This is a genomic window from Vibrio sp. Vb1127, from assembly GCF_033338735.1.
Taxonomy (GTDB): Bacteria; Pseudomonadota; Gammaproteobacteria; order Enterobacterales; family Vibrionaceae; genus Vibrio; species Vibrio alginolyticus.
Genome location: NZ_JAWOTF010000001.1, coordinates 118,910 through 136,027, shown reverse-complemented (window position 1 = coordinate 136,027; position 17,118 = coordinate 118,910). Strand labels below are relative to the sequence as shown.

Here is a 17,118-nt window from a genome sequence, read left to right as displayed (position 1 = left end):
GATTAATAAAGAAGGTGAGATGTTACGTCTTGAAGTTATGCCCAAGTAGCGTCTATGCTAGCTTCCTAGCACATCGTTACAACCTAACAAACCAGTTTGTGAAACTAAGAGTAAAACAATGAGTATATGGAAAAAGCCCGTAAGCATAGAGATTCTGAATGCCACGTCAAAAAATACCCTGATCGAGCACCTACAAATTAAATATACAGATTTCACTGACGACTCCCTGACAGCAACCATGCCCGTATGCAGCTTTACTCATCAACCTTTAGGAATGCTTCACGGTGGTGCATCAGTCGTGCTCGCAGAAACATTAGGCTCATTGGCTGCAAACTTCTCTGTCGATGAGGGCAGCTACTGCGTCGGTTTAGATATTAACGCGAACCATGTGCGAGCCATGCGAAGTGGTCATGTGATTGGTACGGCAAAACCGCTTCATCTGGGTATTTCAACGCAAGTGTGGCAAATCGATATCACTGATGAGCGAGGCCGTTTAGTGTGTACCAGTCGCTTGACCATCGCTGTGAAACAACACAAAACAAAGTCGGTATAAACTAAGATGGTGATTGAGTTTTCATTAGGAAAAATCATTGCAACCCAGCGTGAAATAGTGATTAAGCTCTCCGGCAGTGCAATGGTAACCTTGCAAGCGCAAACCGATGCAATTCAGTTGCTGGGTAGAGGAGCGAACGTTGTTTTATCTCATGGAGCAGAGTGCAAATGGTCTATCAAGCTGGACAACGAGGTACAACTGGCTGAACTTTCGCGAGAAATTGGTATCGATATTCAATAATTTATAGTGTGATGTTTGCACTTTTTGGAAAAAATGAGGAAACTTAGCTTATCGACAACAAGATAAGAATTTCCTCTTTATGAGTAGCCCTCGTTTACGTGTTCAGTTCGAAACACTGTTTGAAAAATTTTCCGGTCACGATACGGACGTTCAGCTCGAAGACATCACCGAAGCGTTGTTTTGTACACGTCGTAATGCTCGTATTGTTCTAAATAAACTTGAAGAAGAGGGCTGGATTGAGTGGCATCCGGCAGCGGGTCGAGGAAAACTTTCGAAACTCGTTTTTAAACGTAATCGAAGCGACGTCAGCGAAAACCTCGCCAGGCGTTATCTCGATGAAGGGAAAATCGGTCAGGCTCTAGATGCGCTTGATAACGATGCGGCACGATTGACGCAAGTTATCCAAGGTTATTTAGGGCTTCAGCATCGACAGGGCGAGCAGGTCGTGCGTTTGCCTTATTATCGACCATTGTCAATGTTAAACCCGCAGAAACCGATGCGGCGTTCTGAACAGCACATCGCCAGACAAATTTTTAGCGGACTCACTCGCCTTGATGAAAATGAACAACTTCAACCAGATTTAGCCCACACGTGGGAAGCAATTTCTGATACACATTGGCGTTTTTATCTTCGTCGTGGAGTACGCTTTCATAATGGTGAACCGTTAACAACCAGTTGTGTTCTTGAGAGTGTGCTTGCGTTAAATGGCTTGAACTTGTTTTCTCACATAAAGCGGGTGTCTTCACCACAAGAGTGGACCGTTGATATTGAGCTCGTCCGTCCTGATCGCTACCTTCCTCTGGCTCTGAGTGAGTCGCAAGCAAAAATTTTGCTACCGAGTGCTTTGCGTTCTGAAAGCTTCGATAGACAACCGATAGGGACAGGGCCGTTCCAAGTTAAAATGAATGATGATAAGCGTCTTATTTTGACTGCTTTTGATGGCTACTTTGGTTTTCGCCCTTTACTTGACCAAGTGGAGGTGTGGGTAATCGATGAAGCCTATTCTTCAATGGTTTATCCAAGCCTGTCAAAGCCGAAGATGGATAAACAAGGTTCATCCGATGAAGTAGAGCTAGACCCTGGCTGTACATTCCTATTACTAAACAAAAACACCGGAATTGCAAAAGATCCACGTTGGGCAGAGTTCCTCTCGCAAACCCTCAACAGTCACCAGATTTACGCGCATGTTCCACAAGATAAAGTGATGGAACTGGGAGTATTGCAAGCCTTTGGCCTTAAGCCCGGTTGGATTGACCTCAGGCCAGCGGAAGCGGGCAGCGTACCACAGGCTAATAAGGTAATTTCCGTAGCGTATCAGAAAAAGCATCCGATGTTTCCAGTAGTTGCCAAGGCCATCAAGACACTCTTAAAACCGCACGGTATAGAGGTTGAGTTTATTCGTTATGATTCTCAACCGCCCGCGCCTGAGGAAGTGGATATCTGGGTGAAAGCTATGGGCATTGCAACGAACCGAAATGACGCGTTGGCGGGCTGGCTCCTGGATTACAGTGATATTGAGAAGTTCAGTTCAGGTTACGATTTTAGTGAATGGGCTAAACTTGTCGATCAATGGCGTGCCGGCATGCACACAGACTTTCCTGCGCGTGAGCTAGGACGACAGTTAGTAAAAAGCTGTCAGGTGATTCCTATGTTTCACTGCTGGCTAGGCGTGAATAAAGACCACAGCGGTGCGTTACAAAATGCAAAGTGTAATGCCTTAGGTTGGTTTGATTTTAATAATGTATGGGTCAAACCGGATATAGAAAGTAACCATGGCGAAACCGAATAAAAAACAACCGACGAAAACCGTCGATATCTTTTGCTCTAAATGTAAAACTCAACTATTTAAGTACCGTAAAGGCGGGAAAGGCGCACTGGTTAAATGCTTCAAAGAGCGCATTGTTGACGATTTCACACAAACCCCATGTATTTGCCCCGCTTGCGGACAAGAGTTTGCAAGAGATACTTTAGTAAGAGGAACCCCCGCTTACAAAATGATTGGCGGCAAAGTGACGATGAAATAATAAAGGGCTAGAAAATGAGTATGAAACATGACTATTGCATGGTTTTAAGTACAACCAGTAATGAAAAAAATCGAGATCAGATCATTAAAGGTTTGCTAGATGCTCAATTAGCCGCGTGTATTCAAACGATGCCTATTGAAAGTCACTATGTGTGGAAAGGGGAGATTTGTACTGACAACGAATGGTTGCTGGTGATCAAAACTCGTCGAGAACTTTATGAATTGGTGGAAGAGAAAATAGAAAACCTGCACGAATACGAGGTAGCTCAAATCGTACAGGTTCCAATTGTTGATGGGTTTAACCCTTATTTAGAATGGTTGAGAGAATCGACGTTGAGCCGACATTAAGAATAACGACAACACTGCACCAACGGTATCGCACAACATATCTTTCTGGGCGTCCCATATGTCACCTTGCGAGCCCAGAAAGGCAATTCCCTCATCGCCACCAGCCAACTCCGCATACCACCATTCGATAATCTCATAGCCAGCAGCAAGTGACATGATAGCAAACAAAGCAAACCAGCAAGAGAACGCTTTGTTGAACCGTTTTTTGTTTATCAAGTATTCAGCGATCGGATATGCGTAAAGGCCAATTGAAAAGTGCGCAACGCGATCAAAATTATTTCGCTCTGAACCAATCATGTCGTTAAACCAGTCAAATGGCACTTCGGAGAACGTATATTTCGCACCGATAGTGTGCAAACAGAGCCAGATGAACATTAAAAAGTAAGCCGTATTACTGAACTGATAGCGAATCGAAATCGCCCAAATAGCAACAAGAATACCAATCGCCGGGATAATCTCCGCAAACCAAACTGCGCGTGAGTTAGGTTCCAACGCAGAAAATAAAAACACGATGGCATAAAAAATCGTTAATCCTAAGAGTGTCGAGGTGCTTTTCATAGAGTTACTTGATCCTTCAATTTATCTTACAGTGGGACTCCATAGATTGTGTTAATGATTGCACTTAATTGAACGCTGTGCAATTGATATTTTAATGGGTTTTTTGATCACTGAAAATGTTGATTTATTGGCAAACTGCTCAACATTAAAACGTTTGCGCGTGCAGTTTTCATTAAAGTTTGATTTACAACATGCCCATCCATAGAATCCATGATTCAGTCTAATAAAAAAGAAGTAAAGCCATGAAACTGGAAACTGTCGATTATCTTGCTGACGATGCTGCTCAACAGTTCGTTACCTCTCTACGCGAAACGGGGTTCGGTGTGTTGAAAAACCACCCGATTCCACAAGAGCTTGTAGAGTCAATTTACAAAAACTGGCATGAGTTTTTCTGTTCAGATCAAAAGAATGATTTTCACTTTAACGTAGACACCCAAGATGGCTACTTCCCACCTTCAGTGTCTGAAGTGGCGAAAGGGCACAAAGTGAAAGACATCAAAGAGTACTTTCATGTTTACCCTTGGGGGCAGATCCCAGAGCAGCTTAAAGCTGAAATCTTAGAGTACTACGAGCGTGCCAATGCATTTGCTCAAGAGCTATTAGGTTGGGTTGAAGCGTACGCACCTAAGGACGTTCAAGAGAAGTTCTCTATCGCGTTGTCAGAAATGATCAATAACAGCGACAAAACATTACTACGCGTGCTTCACTACCCACCGATGACAGGCGAAGAAGAGCCCGGCGCTATTCGCGCTGCTGCGCATGAAGACATTAACCTGCTAACGGTTTTGCCTGCTGCCAATGAGCCTGGACTGCAAGTAAAGAGTAAAGAGGGTGATTGGATCGATGTACCATGTGACTTCGGAAACTTAATCATCAACATTGGTGATATGCTTCAAGAAGCGTCAGGTGGTTATTTCCCTTCAACGACTCACCGTGTAATCAACCCTACGGGTGGCCGTCAAGAAAAGTCACGTATCTCATTACCGTTGTTCCTGCATCCAAAGCCGGAAGTGGTGTTATCTGAGCGCTACACTGCACATAGCTACCTTATGGAACGTTTACGTGAGCTAGGGGTTATTTAACCTTTACGTGATCTCCTTACAAAGGCCGATGGTGAATGACTATCGGCCTTTTTGCATTTATGCTACAAAGTGGAAACTATGTTTTTTGTGCCGTGAATGGGGCCCTAAACTCGTGTCAGAGAGGATGAATGGAAGGACAACGTACTGTCAATAGTATTGAGCCTCATGCAATAGAAAATCCGCTGCTTTGGCCAATGTTAGAAATTCTGAGAAAACAGCCCTCTAATTGGAAAGTGCACACCTTGGCAAGCTCGTTGGGTGAACAAGGTTATATTTCAAAGCTGGACGACTCTCCCGATAAGGATTTATTCAAAAGAAATTTCCTGATCATGAATGCATTATATCAACTGCAAGATACTCTGTATCCGGATAGCTGGCTTCAAGTCGAAGCCATGGATATTCAGCTCATGTCTTCGATGGAAGCTTTGAGGCATAAGATCGATATTCATGATCCTTTGCGTGAGTATTACTTAGATTGGCGCAATTACGAAGCGGACGAAGATGAAGTGCGTCGACTGTTGAATGAATTTTGGACAACTTATCAAAAGTTCATCGGTGGTTCGTCAGTAGCCAGCGTAGATAAGACAAAGGCACTGTCACTATTTGAACTTAACACTGACGCTACGCCTGCGGAAATTAGAAAACAATGGCGAAAACTCGCGCTTCGTTGGCATCCTGATCGAGAAAATGGCGATGCAGAAAGATTTAGAGTTCTTTGTGAAGCGTGGAATGTACTGAGAAACGAATGATTCGCTAAGAATAAAGATAAAGGAAGGCAGCTAACTATAGCTGCCTTTTGATTGAACTGTCTCTGTCAGCGTATCAAAACTAGCATGATGACTTAAACTGAGATTTTCGCATGCGGTTGAGGGCAGCCATAACGTCTAGTGTGCGTGGTTTGGCTAAGTCGCCTTGCTTAGGAAGAGCGGCATGCCACTCACCAGACAGCATTTCTTCAATCTCCTTCGCCGGATGATTACACCAACCTGGAAGTTGAGCAATTTGGAACCATAACCAGCCAATTGTGTTGACTTCATCGGCTGACTCTATCTGTTCCAAAGCGCTAAGATCAGTAAACTCTTTACCAAATCGAAGTGACTCTTTGCCTTTCGCATTCACACGGAACTTGCCGTCAGTAAGAATATTCATCAACGCAACGCGGTTCAGTGCTCGAGGTGGGAAGGTCTGTAAACGTTCTTCTGACTCGTTATGGCGTTGAGTAGGGTGCTGAGCGATAACTTCTTTCGCTTTTTCAGTCACATCAACGGCTTGGTAGTCGTGCATTTGAATGACGGTATCGGCAACGTCTAAGTAGTCGCCCGACCCACCCATAACGATAATGGTAGAGATATCAAGATCATCTCGTAATTGACCAATGCGGTCGACGAGAGGAGTAATTGGCTCATCACCTTTTGCCACCAATGCCTGCATACGCTCATCTCTAATCATGAAGTTGGTAGCAGAAGTATCTTCATCAATCAATAATGTGCTTGCACCCGCTTCAATAGACTCTTGAAGCCAAGCGGCTTGCGACGTTGAGCCTGATGCGTCTTGAGTAGAAAAGTCCGCCGTATCTTTACCCATCGGTAAATGGTTGATGTAGTTTGACAGGTTCAAGTGGTGTACGCATCGGCCATCTTCGGCACGAATCTTCATAGCCTTGTTATCGGCAACAATGTATTCGCGACCATCTCCTGGAATATGATCGTAAATTGAACGCTCTATTGCATTTAATAAGGTAGATTTACCGTGGAAGCCACCACCTACAATCAGTGTGATACCTTTTGGAATTCCTAATCCTGTGACATGGCCCTTGTTTGGCGCATGTAAAGTGACTTGTAGAGATTCAGGGGCTTTAAACTCAACGGCTTCTTTCATTGGAAGGTCGCAATTACCTGCAATTCGAGGAAGAATACTGCCGTTTGCGACAAACGCGACTAAGTTATTGGCCTCTAACTGTTCTCGTAGGGCATTTTGGTCTTCAACAACTTGGCAGTGCTTAATTAAAGCGGCTTTGTCGAGTTCACGCTCTAAAGTTGCTCGACGGATAAACTTAGGCAGGTGGAAAGTCAGTATGTTGTTGGCTTTTTTCCCCAATACTGAACGACCCTCGGCTGGTAAGTTAACTCGAAAACGCAGTTCAATACCTTCTTCAGTAAACAACACCGCGGTGCTATCCAGTACAGTTTGGCCTGTCAGTGAAATTGATACTGAGTTTTCTTGTTTAGCAAACTGTTCAAAACTACGCGCAATAAAATCACGTGCAGCTCTTTGAAATGCAGGAGACTCGTCTCTTAGCCACTCAAGACCAGTCAAAGACCATGCGCGAGTCGCACGAAAACGTGACGCCGATGCATAAGGGTCACCCTGTACATGATCGATAAACAAAGTGAAATCAGTGAAGTCGTATTGACCTTTGATTTGCTGATAAGCTCGGTAGTTCTGCTTTTCAATTTTCTTAAGCGTGGCAGTCAACTGATCCATGAAGATATTGGCCTTTTAATAGAAGCGGGCGGCGATTATAGAAACCACCGCCCTCATAGTAAAGAGAATGCTTAGGAAGAGTAGGCGTATTGCCCGCCAGAAAGGCGCTGATTAAACAAACTTTGCTCAAATTCATTACAAGGCATAGGTTTACCATAAAGAAAACCTTGTCCGATATCACAACCCTCACCAATAAGAAACTGCTCTTGTTGGTGGGATTCAATGCCCTCGATCACTACTTGGAGTTCCAGTTTTTTTGCAATGTGTATGATTGAACAAATGATCTCGCGATCATCATCTGACTTTTCCATTTGCTGGACGAAGCTTTTATCAATTTTGATGGCATCAAACGGATATTTCTTTAAATAGCTGAACGAGGCATATCCTGTACCAAAATCATCAAGTGACAATGTCACACCTAGTTTGTGCAACTTATTTAACGTTGTGCGTGCTACTATTTCATCGGCAATTAGAGCGCTCTCGGTTACTTCGAGTTCGAGAAAGTGTGCTGGCAAATGGAAAGTGTCGAGTAGGTGTTGCACTTGTTCTGCAAAATTTACGTTTTGTAATTGAATGGGAGAAACGTTGACGGCAATTTTGAAGTTATCGATTAACTCAGACCATTGTTTCGCTTTGTCTATCGCGGTACGCAGAACAAAAGAGCCAACTTCAAAGATAAGCCCGTTTTGTTCGGCCATATGTATCAATGCTTCGTTGGAAACGTCGCCAAGTATTGGATGTCTCCAGCGAAGCAAGGCTTCTGCGCCAATCCATTTACGTGTTTTGGAGTCTACTTGAGGTTGAAAGTACAACACTAAATCGTCGTTACGCACTGCTTGTAAAAGGTAACTTTCCAGTTCATTGTGACTATTGAGATCCGCCGAATGATTTTCTCTAAAATAACTAAAAGGTTCGCCGGATTCTTTACATAGAAGCATCGCGTAACATGCATGTTGAAGGATACGCTTAGCATTGCTGCAATCTTTGTAAGCTTGAACTATACCGATATACGTGTGCAAATGTATTTCTGTTTTGTTGAAGACAAATCCATCTACGCTAATTTTAGTGATATCATCTAATAGTTGATTTAACCGAGCTTCAATATCCTCTCCCCAAATCAATAAAACCATGTCATTCGAACTTGGTCTACCAGTGATAAATCCGCTAGCACCGTGTCTGGTTAATCTGGAGTGAAATTCTTTTAAAATGTTGTCAAAGACCTCGAACCCGTGCCTGGTCTGAATACTGCGAGCGTTACTAAAACCAATGTTGATGACCACAAGCGATTGCTGATCACTATCAAGGGACTGTAAGGTGTATTGGACAATGTTCTCAAGTGCAGAGCGATTTAGAAACCCAGTCCCCTGATCATGTGTTTTTTGGTAGCTCACTTGTTTTTCCGCGGCTTTACGGCGATCAATTTCTTGTGTTAAGGAGTAACTTAACTGGGCTAAATCCGTGGTACGATTTTCAATTCGACTCTTTAGCTCGGTGTTAAGTCGCTGAAGTTTATGTTGTTGGTACACAACTGAAAGCTGTGCTTCGATTGAATCTTTGAAAGTTTCAAGCAACTGACGGTAACTATCGTTGTACTCGTTTCTCTCAGAGTCAAGCATACAGATTGTTCCAAATGTCTCCCCATTTGGCCAGAATAGCGGTAAGCCGCAATAAGAAATCATGCCTAGTTTGATGTCTGGGTTATTTTGCCATTCTTCATCTTCAAGCGCATTGGGGATTACAAGCTCGCCTTTCTGTTCTATAACTTGCTCGCAATACAAACCGTTACCAAGCAGCTCTGCATCGCCAGTACGATAAGGATTACCTAGAGTTTCGCTAGATGTATTTACTTCTATGCGATCCGGATGGATACGCATAATTAATGTGGTGGGTACGTGTGTTATTTGAGCCAGTAAGTTGACGATTTCCTGCCAACTTCTTCGCATAGACTCAGGGATTTCGTAGTCTAATGTTTGCAATCTCCCCATATAGGTCATCCTTTACGTGGTTTCACTTCCTGTGAATTAAAAATGCAGACTGCTCTATTTTGTTCTCGCTTTTTAATAAAGTATAGGGTGGCTAGGGCTCGAAACAAAAAAAAGTCCTGAAAAGTGTTCAGGACTAGGAATAGTTGTCACATATCTCATCCTTGAAACAGGTAACAAGTATCAAGGCTTAAGCGACATTAACGATTCAATAGAAATGTCTTGCGAATAGTCGACATCTTCAAAGTTAAAGCCATTGAGCTTCATAAACTCATCTTTAAAACCTTGGTAATCACCAATCTCTTTAAAGTTTTCAGCATTCATCTGTTCTAAAAGAGCGTGGACTTCTTGTTGAACTTGCGGTTCAAGTTCCAAGTCATCTATTCGAATCAAGCGTTCGCCGTCAACTGGCACTTTCTCTTGATCGTATAACTTCGTAGTAAACAGCCGCTGCATTTGTTCAATACAGCGTTCGTGAGTACCTTTTTCCTTCATCACTCTATAAAGCGCTAACAGGTAGGGACTTAGCGCAGGGATGAATACACTGGCTTTCGTCACCAACGCCTTACACACGGTTGCGTAAGCACCGCCGTCAAAGTTGGCGAGTTTGAGGTTTAATGAATGACTGGTTTGGTGTAAATCGATTTTCGCTCGACCTAACGTACCATCGAGATAAATTGGGTGCGTAATGTCAGGGCCCATGTAAGAAAAGGCGATGGTTTTGCAGCCGTTTGCGATAGAGTCGTTATTGATGAGTGTGTCAATCCAGCTTTCCCAGTCTTCGCCTCCCATTACTTTAATGGTGGCATTGGCTTCCTCTTCTGTTGCAGGCGTTAAGGTGGTTTCTATCCACTTATCGTTCTCCAGCATGATAGAAGCGCCAGTGACAGGTTCACCAATAGGTTTAATGACACTGCGCCAAAACTCATCAGATTCAGGTTTAGGTCGAACACCGGTTGCCAAGCTATAGATGACTAAGTCAACTTCACCCTCAAAGTACGTTTCAATGGCTTCAATCACTTGATTGCGCACCGAACCAGAGAATGCATCGCCAACAATATTTATTGCGGTACGCCCGGCTTGATTTGCTTCTTGCTTAAAAAAGACGTTGTTATACCAACCCGCACTCCCAACCCCTTTCTCTGAAGGGCCACGCTCAAATGAGACGCCAATGGTATCGGCGTTAGCGCCACCGAACGTTAGGGCGATTCGTGCCGCTAGGCCGAAACCAGAGGAGGCACCAATAATCAAAACCCGTTTTGGGCCTTTTTTGATCTGTGGGGCGTGCTTTACGTATTCAATTTGCTCTTTAATAGATGCATGACACCCTTTGGGGTGCGCAGAGCGAGCAACAACACCTTGAATTAACGGTTCTATTCGCATGTTGTTATCTATCCTCGATGAGTGGAATTGAAAATAGATTAACGTAAAGTTACGTAAAACTTATTGAGCTAGACCATTAAAATTAGAGATGTTTAATTAATTCTTGAGCAACGAAATCAGCGATCCAAGGTTGTGCATCTGGTTTTGGGTGAAGGCCATCATCCATCATCCATTCTGGTTTGGTGACAACATGCTCTAAGAAGAATGGCATCAAGGCAACTTGTTGATGCTGTGCAAGCTTAGGGTAGATATCGTAAAACATATCGCTATAGCGCTTACCATAATTAGGTGGAACCCGAATTTGCATCATGACAACGTCCGCACCAGAATCTTTTATCATGGTAATCATTTTTGAAAGATTCGACGTAATAAGTTTAGGAGGGAAGCCTCTTAGGCCATCGTTGGCACCTAACTCAATAAGTACCATGTCAGGGCTATGCTGAGTTAGCAACTGAGGTAACCGTGCTAAGCCATTGCCGGTTGTATCGCCAGAAATGCTGGCATTAATAACTGTTACATCTTGACCATGTTCTGACAACGCATCAGGGAGTAAGCTAGGCCAACTCTCTTCGATCGGCATCTGATAGCCTGCACTCAAGCTATCACCCAAGACAAGTAGCTTTTCGCTCGCATGTGAAGTAGCGGAAAAACAAAAAAATAGAACTAAGGAAAGTATACGAATCATGCAAACACCTGTACTTAATGCACCTATTGTTCAAGCCAATTTGGTTTCTAAACAAGTCTCTACTAATCAAGAACAATTAACAATCCTCAAAGACGTAAATGTTGACATCCGAAAAGGAGAAAAAATCGCCATCGTCGGAACTTCCGGTGCAGGTAAGTCAACATTGATGACGTTGCTAGCTGGTCTTGATACGCCGACATCAGGCGAAATTACTTTATTAGGTCATGAATTATCAAAACTGGACGATGAAGCACGTGCGAAAATTCGGGCTGACTCTTTAGGTTTCGTTTTCCAAAGTTTCCTGTTAATCCCGAGTTTGAGTGCATTACGTAATGTCACGCTTCCTTGTCTTTTACGTGGTGAAGCCGAAGATGAAGCAAGAGCAGCGGAATTGTTAGCTGCTGTTGGGTTAGAAAAACGTGTCGACCATCTACCAAGCCAGTTATCTGGTGGTGAACAACAGCGAGTTGCGCTAGCGCGTGCATTTATGACACAGCCTGAGCTGTTGTTCGCAGACGAGCCTACCGGCAATCTTGACCATCAAACCGCAGACAAAGTGATTGAGCTGCTATTCGATCTTAATGAACAGCACGGGACAACTCTGATTTTAGTAACACACGATGGTCATCTAGCAAGCCGATGTGACCGTATCTATCGTATGGAGGCGGGTGAGCTTAAGGAGGAGATATAATGTCTGCAGTATCATCAAGTGAAGCAACATCCACAGAACAAAACAGTACAACACAGCACTCGCCGAATAAAAGTTTGATACGTTGGAGTTTCGGCGAAATAAGGCAGGGGAACCTTTGGCCTATTAGCGTTGCTCTTATTCTCGTGATTGCGAGTATCTTTGCGCTTTCTGCATTAGCAGAACGAATGGAGCAGGTGATCGTCAAGCAAGGGAAGGACGCATTAACGGCAGATGCGGTGTTTGTGTCTGCTAATCCCATTCCGGACACGTTGTTAGCCTCGACTGAAAGCCTTGAACGTTCGATGATGACGCGATTTGCCACTATGGCATTTAGCGATAATGGTATGCAGCTTATTTCGGTAAGGGCGGTGGATGATAATTACCCTTTAATGGGAGAGCTCGTTCTCGAAAATAATCCGGCCGGTCGCGTTAAAGAGAACCAACTCTGGCTTGATGAGCGGATTATGACTCAACTAAACGTAAAGCCAGGTGACAGTGTCACGATAGGCGATGCCGAGTTTACTGTATCAGGCGCAGTATTGATGGAACCTGGCTTGAGCTTTAATCCATTTCGGCAAATGCCTTCTGCATACATTCATCAAAGTGACGTAGATAAAACAGGAGCAATTCAAGTTGGGAGCCGAGTTCAATACCGTCTGTTTTTACAAGCCGATGATAAAATACTAAAGAGCTTACAAGATGATACGCAGCTTTCTCCGAGCGATCGCTGGCGCACGCAAGATACTGCCAGTCGTAGTAATGAGGTTTTTGAACGCACGACGCAGTATCTGTCTTTGACCGTAGCGATTGTCATCATTATGGCGGCGACAACATTGGTTCTTACTTGTCAAAATTACGTGAACAGCCGGACACAAACTATTGCGATGTTGAAAAGTCTTGGTGCGAGCCGCCGATGGATTGAAAAGTGGTTATTTATTCAAGTCACAATCCTTCTCATTAGTGCCAGTGTCGTCGGTCTATTGTTAGGGAGCGGGCTGGAATATTTATTACGCATTCCACTCAAAGACTTATTACCCGATCCACTCCCTAGTTACGGTGTCACACCATTTTTGGTGGCATTTATCTCAGCAGTCTTGATTACGGTGCCTGCTCTCGGTATACCATTGTTAGGCTTGATTAAAACTCCCGCGTTAGAAGTGCTACAGCAGGGTAAAGCGCAACGTTCTTGGAAGCGAATGTTACTTGTTCTAGTTCCCGTTGTTCCACTGCTTTTACTGTATGCAGATAACACCTTAGTTTGGATCGTGCTCACTGGTATAGCGGTACTGTTTGTGGTACTCGCAGCAGTTAGCGTCATACTCACAAAGCTGTTTGCACGTGTTTCAACCCATCCTGCAATGAAGCTTGCGTTGAGTCGTATCAACCGGACGCCAGTAACCAGCGGTCTACAGTTTGGTGCTTTGGCATTATCTTTAATGTTGCTGTCTATCATTTGGCTTGTGCGCAGCGATATTCTCGCTGATTGGGAGAGAACCTTACCTGCAGATGCGCCAAATGTGTTCGCATTGAACATTGGTGATTATGAACTCGATAACTACCTAGAAACCCTAGATAAAAATGGAGTTACGCGGTCACAAGCTTATCCAATAATTCGTGGACGACTAACAGAGATCAACGGTCAAAACGTCAAGGAGATTGATTACGAAGGAGAAGGTTCTGACGCGATACGTCGAGAGCTAAACCTGACATGGGGAGATAGCCTACCAGAATATAATGATGTGCTTTCGGGTGAATGGACAAACAAAGGGAGTGTATCTGTAGAAGCGGATGTAGCAAATGACTTAGGCATCAAACTCGGTGATACGCTGCGCTTTGTAATAAACAGTCAGAATTACGATGCAGTAGTAGATACCATCCGTTATGTCGAATGGCGTGACATGAAGCCTAACTTTTATTTTATTTTCTCATCTGACGTGATGGCTAATTTACCTGGTTCTTACCTCATCAGTTATAGGATTGAAGAAGGAAATGAAGCGTTGTTGACGTCAATGTCACGTGCTCACCCAACGGTCTCTGTTTTAGATATCCGAACTATGGGCGAGAAAATTCAGGCTTTGATTCAGCAAATCGTATCAGCAATCACTATCCTTGCTCTTTTAGGCGTTGTTGCTGGTCTGCTGCTCATCTTTACTCTACTGAGGTTAAGCTTGTCCCAACGTCAACAAGAGATTCGTTTGTATCGCACATTAGGTTCAAGTAAGAAACGGATCAACACAACCCTGTGGGCCGAGTACGGAATTATGGCGTTGATTGCTAGTGGTGTTGCGGTATTCGCTGCGGAAGTTTGTGTGGCCGCAGTCATGACATATGGATTCGATCTCAATGCACAAATTCACCCCGAATTGTGGATAGCTTTACCGCTTGTAACATTTGTTACGTTGGCACTTGTAGTGATGAGTTTGTTGAAAAGATTGTTAACGCCAGTAAACACTTAAGCGCAGCGAGTGTTATCAAGTTTGGAACACTCCATGACACTTTTATTTTAGTTATCCACAAAAACAGTGGGACTCTCAGCCCATTAAATCAGTGGCTTACATGATAATGCTTGAATTTGTATACCACTGATATCATCAGCGTATGACAATTTTAATGAGTCTGTCAAATCTTCATAGTTGATTTACGTGTAGTTCTAGACATAAAAAACCCCACCAATAAGGTGGGGTAATGTCATATCTTAGATTCTAGTTTGAAGGTGATAGGTTGCTATAAAATGCCACCATTCGATCATCCTCAGCGCGGTCAATTTCACCACGAACAACAGGGATGATGTTACCAGAATTATCAACATCAGAACGAACGTGAAGATTTACATCTACTTTTTGAGGTTGTGTTTGAATTGAACTAATCTCTTTACCAGCACGACCAAGTAGATCGAAGATATTTGTATTTAAGAACTCGGTATATTTATTTTTACCAAAAAAGTTTTCAGGATCTAACAAGCCGCCTTTTCTGCCCTCATATACAGCGTATCCGCCCATTAACCAAGGGTTAGCTCTTGCTGCCATACCTGCTGCTGCTCGTGCTCCACCTGCTGCTCGTGCGGCTGCACCACCTTTAACACTTGCACTTGTTGCACTACCAAGACCTAGTGCACTTGCTGCACGGCTAATAAGCTTGAACAAACCTTTGAATGCATTTGTTAATGTATTTACAACACTCAAGCCACCGCTTAATACAGTGAAGATTTTCGAACCGACCCAAATTGAAGCAATTGTTTTACCAATCGTGATAATCTCATCACCATGTTTAACTGCTGTGTTAACGAAAGACCTTACAGATTCACCCATTTGTCGGAAAGTAGGCTGTAATTCTTTTAAGTCAGTCATAATGGAGTTGATATTACCTCCACCAAACCCAACAAGAAATTCATCCATTAGGCGACCAAACCCTTCCCCGATTAACGAAATGTTTTGACGTGCTTTTACTAATGTTTCAATATCTTGCTGTGTGAGGTTGAGGTTAAATCGTTCTCGTTGTGCTCGAATTTCCTCAATATTAGCCATCGCTTTGAACTGGAGGATTGCGTCATTACCGAAACTTTCCATGAGGAACGTGAGCTTATTCATATCCGTTCCACGGCGTTTAGCTTCTTCTTGAATCAACTTCATTGCTTCGAGAGGTTTTAGCTCTTTTAGCATCTCCTCGGAGATCTTATTGTTCTTCTTCAACCACTCAGCCACATCGGAGAATTCGCCTCCACCTGTTAGTTGGTAGTCTCCGAGCTTGTCTGCGAAGTCTTTGTACTGGTCTGAAACGCTGTCCATTGATAAACCGAACTTTTCTGAGGCGGCGCTAATATTTTGAAACGTGATAGCATCTAAACCACTCTTTTTAATGGCTTGGTCCAGCTCGGTAGCTCGTTGTAAACTCTGCTGTGCGCCTAAAGCGGCTAAACTACCAACCGTTAAACCTGCTGCCATACCAGCACGTTTGAGTGATGACGCTGCCGCCTTACGGCGTTCATTGTGCTGATGGGTTATAAGTGCGCTCTGTTTAGCAAGTTCTCGTGTCCTTTGTTTCTCGCGGCGGTTGCGATCTGAGATTTGGTTTTTCAATCGTTTCTCAAGGTGAAGCAATTCTTCTGTGCTTGAAGCTTGTTTGAGCTTGTTCAGTAAAACTTTCTTCTCAGCAACACCCACGTCACGAATTGCACTTGTGGATTGAGCAAAGCGTTTCAACACTTTCTTTTGTGTAGCCTCGAATTTCTCTTGTTCTTTTTGGAGCTTACGGAAGTGTTTGATATGAGCGTCTTGATCTTGTTGTCGTTGTCGCCTAGCTCTAGGAGAACCACTAACACCAAGAACATTTTCAGGGTTAGCTTTATCGAGTTGTCGAGCCAGCTTTCTACTATCTTTCAACACCTTATTCCAAGACGGACGATCGAGCTTCCATGCAATCGTGTTTGTAAATTTATGAAGTTGTCGAGCCATATGAATTAACCTTCTCTGTTAAAAAATTCTTTAATAATTTGTTCATTCGATTTTTGTTCTAACCCCATGAGATTTACATAACCATCTTTATATAAATCAGGTAGTTTATTCACCTTCCCACTAAAGCCGTTATTTGTGCTGCTAGTTTTGTTTTGACCATCAATGCTTTTTTGTTCATCGGCAAACGTTAATAAGTAGCCTCGTTCATAAGACACGTTTCGGATATGTTCTAAGATTAAACGATATTCCATAGAATCAGTTGTGTTGACTTGTCGAGGCGTATATTTAACAATGACGTAGTCATTTAAATTGTAAAACTCATTCACGATTGTTAACTTAGTGCTTTTGTTAAACCAATTGAGAAGAATTTGATGGGCATTCAAAGGGCGTTGCTCTTTGTCATCAATACTTAACAAATTACCATTTATATTTGAGAGGGGATTCTTACCAACGTAACAGGTAAGTGATAATGTAGGGTTGCTCTTAACTACATTTGAAGTGATAACGCTCTTATCGCTTACTGGGTATTTGGTAGCATTAGCTTGATAACTAGGTAGGATTTCGGTAAAAGCATCGGCATAAAATCTACCAAGGTCATCATTAGACATCAAATAGGTAGGTGTGATCATAATCTTTCC

The 17,118-nt window shown here is 43.3% G+C and carries 16 protein-coding genes; 9 read left to right on the top strand and 7 right to left on the bottom strand.

Annotated elements, in window-relative coordinates; genetic code table 11:
* Window positions 1-118: 118 nt before the first annotated feature.
* The 5 genes from R7H07_RS00650 to cutA all read left to right on the top strand — a co-directional run bounded on the left by R7H07_RS00650 (window position 119) and on the right by cutA (window position 3,164).
* Window positions 119-553: a hotdog fold thioesterase gene (locus tag R7H07_RS00650; protein ID WP_005376340.1), complete on the top strand. Its 435-nt coding sequence runs from the start codon at window positions 119-121 to the stop codon at window positions 551-553.
* A 6-nt stretch (window positions 554-559) separates the two neighbouring features.
* On the top strand, window positions 560-793 hold the full coding sequence (locus R7H07_RS00645) for a DUF3389 domain-containing protein (protein WP_005386281.1): 234 nt from the start codon (window positions 560-562) through the stop codon (window positions 791-793).
* 79 nt (window positions 794-872) lie between these two features.
* Window positions 873-2,582: an SgrR family transcriptional regulator gene (locus R7H07_RS00640; RefSeq protein ID WP_005386283.1), complete on the top strand. Its 1,710-nt coding sequence runs from the start codon at window positions 873-875 to the stop codon at window positions 2,580-2,582.
* Window positions 2,566-2,817 (top strand): hypothetical protein, encoded by a 252-nt coding sequence (locus tag R7H07_RS00635; RefSeq protein WP_005376334.1) that lies wholly within the window; start codon window positions 2,566-2,568, stop codon window positions 2,815-2,817. The genes R7H07_RS00640 and R7H07_RS00635 overlap by 17 nt, the downstream gene beginning before the upstream one ends.
* 14 nt (window positions 2,818-2,831) lie before the next feature.
* Window positions 2,832-3,164 (top strand): divalent-cation tolerance protein CutA, encoded by a 333-nt coding sequence (gene cutA / locus R7H07_RS00630; protein ID WP_005376332.1) that lies wholly within the window; start codon window positions 2,832-2,834, stop codon window positions 3,162-3,164.
* Here the strand turns inward: cutA and R7H07_RS00625 are convergent.
* On the bottom strand, window positions 3,126-3,722 hold the full coding sequence (locus tag R7H07_RS00625) for a DUF2238 domain-containing protein (RefSeq protein ID WP_005376330.1): 597 nt from the start codon (window positions 3,720-3,722) through the stop codon (window positions 3,126-3,128). The two genes, cutA and R7H07_RS00625, sit on opposite strands and share 39 nt — an antisense overlap.
* A 242-nt stretch (window positions 3,723-3,964) precedes the next feature.
* Here R7H07_RS00625 and R7H07_RS00620 point away from each other — a divergent pair, with 242 nt between their 5' ends.
* Window positions 3,965-4,804, top strand: a complete 840-nt coding sequence (locus tag R7H07_RS00620) for an isopenicillin N synthase family dioxygenase (RefSeq protein WP_005376329.1) — start codon at window positions 3,965-3,967, stop codon at window positions 4,802-4,804.
* A 128-nt stretch (window positions 4,805-4,932) separates the two neighbouring features.
* Window positions 4,933-5,553 (top strand): DNA-J related domain-containing protein, encoded by a 621-nt coding sequence (locus R7H07_RS00615; RefSeq protein ID WP_005376328.1) that lies wholly within the window; start codon window positions 4,933-4,935, stop codon window positions 5,551-5,553.
* A gap of 79 nt (window positions 5,554-5,632) precedes the next feature.
* On the opposite strand, the gene R7H07_RS00610 is transcribed toward R7H07_RS00615, so the two are convergent.
* The 4 genes from R7H07_RS00610 to tesA form a co-directional block, all read right to left on the bottom strand.
* Window positions 5,633-7,288, bottom strand: coding sequence for an ABC-ATPase domain-containing protein (locus R7H07_RS00610; protein ID WP_206958830.1), 1,656 nt, complete (start codon window positions 7,286-7,288; stop codon window positions 5,633-5,635).
* Window positions 7,289-7,359: 71 nt separating this feature from the next.
* Window positions 7,360-9,273 (bottom strand): sensor domain-containing phosphodiesterase, encoded by a 1,914-nt coding sequence (locus tag R7H07_RS00605; RefSeq protein ID WP_017634164.1) that lies wholly within the window; start codon window positions 9,271-9,273, stop codon window positions 7,360-7,362.
* A 180-nt stretch (window positions 9,274-9,453) separates the two neighbouring features.
* Entirely contained in the window at window positions 9,454-10,653 is a 1,200-nt protein-coding gene (gene fabV / locus R7H07_RS00600) for an enoyl-ACP reductase FabV (RefSeq protein ID WP_064354774.1), read from the bottom strand.
* A gap of 82 nt (window positions 10,654-10,735) precedes the next feature.
* Window positions 10,736-11,338, bottom strand: coding sequence for a multifunctional acyl-CoA thioesterase I/protease I/lysophospholipase L1 (tesA, locus tag R7H07_RS00595; RefSeq protein ID WP_054575991.1), 603 nt, complete (start codon window positions 11,336-11,338; stop codon window positions 10,736-10,738).
* On the opposite strand from tesA, the gene R7H07_RS00590 reads away from it, so the two are divergent.
* Both R7H07_RS00590 and R7H07_RS00585 read left to right on the top strand, forming a co-directional pair.
* Window positions 11,337-12,029, top strand: a complete 693-nt coding sequence (locus R7H07_RS00590) for an ABC transporter ATP-binding protein (RefSeq protein ID WP_005376323.1) — start codon at window positions 11,337-11,339, stop codon at window positions 12,027-12,029. The two genes, tesA and R7H07_RS00590, sit on opposite strands and share 2 nt — an antisense overlap.
* A complete protein-coding gene (locus tag R7H07_RS00585) occupies window positions 12,029-14,485 on the top strand; it encodes an ABC transporter permease (protein ID WP_206958832.1) in 2,457 nt (818 codons plus the stop codon). The genes R7H07_RS00590 and R7H07_RS00585 overlap by 1 nt, the downstream gene beginning before the upstream one ends.
* 246 nt (window positions 14,486-14,731) lie before the next feature.
* Here the strand turns inward: R7H07_RS00585 and R7H07_RS00580 are convergent, their stop codons facing one another.
* Both R7H07_RS00580 and R7H07_RS00575 read right to left on the bottom strand, forming a co-directional pair.
* Window positions 14,732-16,480, bottom strand: coding sequence for a hypothetical protein (locus tag R7H07_RS00580; RefSeq protein ID WP_206958834.1), 1,749 nt, complete (start codon window positions 16,478-16,480; stop codon window positions 14,732-14,734).
* Between the two features lie 5 nt (window positions 16,481-16,485).
* On the bottom strand, window positions 16,486-17,109 hold the full coding sequence (locus tag R7H07_RS00575) for a phage baseplate protein (RefSeq protein WP_206958836.1): 624 nt from the start codon (window positions 17,107-17,109) through the stop codon (window positions 16,486-16,488).
* Window positions 17,110-17,118: the final 9 nt, after the last annotated feature.

Coding starts and splice junctions, on each gene's coding strand:
- R7H07_RS00650 (WP_005376340.1), top strand. CDS start 119: ATGAGTATATGGAAAAAGCCCGTAAGCATAGAGATTCTGAATGCCACG.
- R7H07_RS00645 (WP_005386281.1), top strand. CDS start 560: ATGGTGATTGAGTTTTCATTAGGAAAAATCATTGCAACCCAGCGTGAA.
- R7H07_RS00640 (WP_005386283.1), top strand. CDS start 873: ATGAGTAGCCCTCGTTTACGTGTTCAGTTCGAAACACTGTTTGAAAAA.
- R7H07_RS00635 (WP_005376334.1), top strand. CDS start 2,566: ATGGCGAAACCGAATAAAAAACAACCGACGAAAACCGTCGATATCTTT.
- cutA (WP_005376332.1), top strand. CDS start 2,832: ATGAGTATGAAACATGACTATTGCATGGTTTTAAGTACAACCAGTAAT.
- R7H07_RS00625 (WP_005376330.1), bottom strand. CDS start 3,722: ATGAAAAGCACCTCGACACTCTTAGGATTAACGATTTTTTATGCCATC.
- R7H07_RS00620 (WP_005376329.1), top strand. CDS start 3,965: ATGAAACTGGAAACTGTCGATTATCTTGCTGACGATGCTGCTCAACAG.
- R7H07_RS00615 (WP_005376328.1), top strand. CDS start 4,933: ATGGAAGGACAACGTACTGTCAATAGTATTGAGCCTCATGCAATAGAA.
- R7H07_RS00610 (WP_206958830.1), bottom strand. CDS start 7,288: ATGGATCAGTTGACTGCCACGCTTAAGAAAATTGAAAAGCAGAACTAC.
- R7H07_RS00605 (WP_017634164.1), bottom strand. CDS start 9,273: ATGGGGAGATTGCAAACATTAGACTACGAAATCCCTGAGTCTATGCGA.
- fabV (WP_064354774.1), bottom strand. CDS start 10,653: ATGCGAATAGAACCGTTAATTCAAGGTGTTGTTGCTCGCTCTGCGCAC.
- R7H07_RS00590 (WP_005376323.1), top strand. CDS start 11,337: ATGCAAACACCTGTACTTAATGCACCTATTGTTCAAGCCAATTTGGTT.
- tesA (WP_054575991.1), bottom strand. CDS start 11,338: ATGATTCGTATACTTTCCTTAGTTCTATTTTTTTGTTTTTCCGCTACT.
- R7H07_RS00585 (WP_206958832.1), top strand. CDS start 12,029: ATGTCTGCAGTATCATCAAGTGAAGCAACATCCACAGAACAAAACAGT.
- R7H07_RS00580 (WP_206958834.1), bottom strand. CDS start 16,480: ATGGCTCGACAACTTCATAAATTTACAAACACGATTGCATGGAAGCTC.
- R7H07_RS00575 (WP_206958836.1), bottom strand. CDS start 17,109: ATGATCACACCTACCTATTTGATGTCTAATGATGACCTTGGTAGATTT.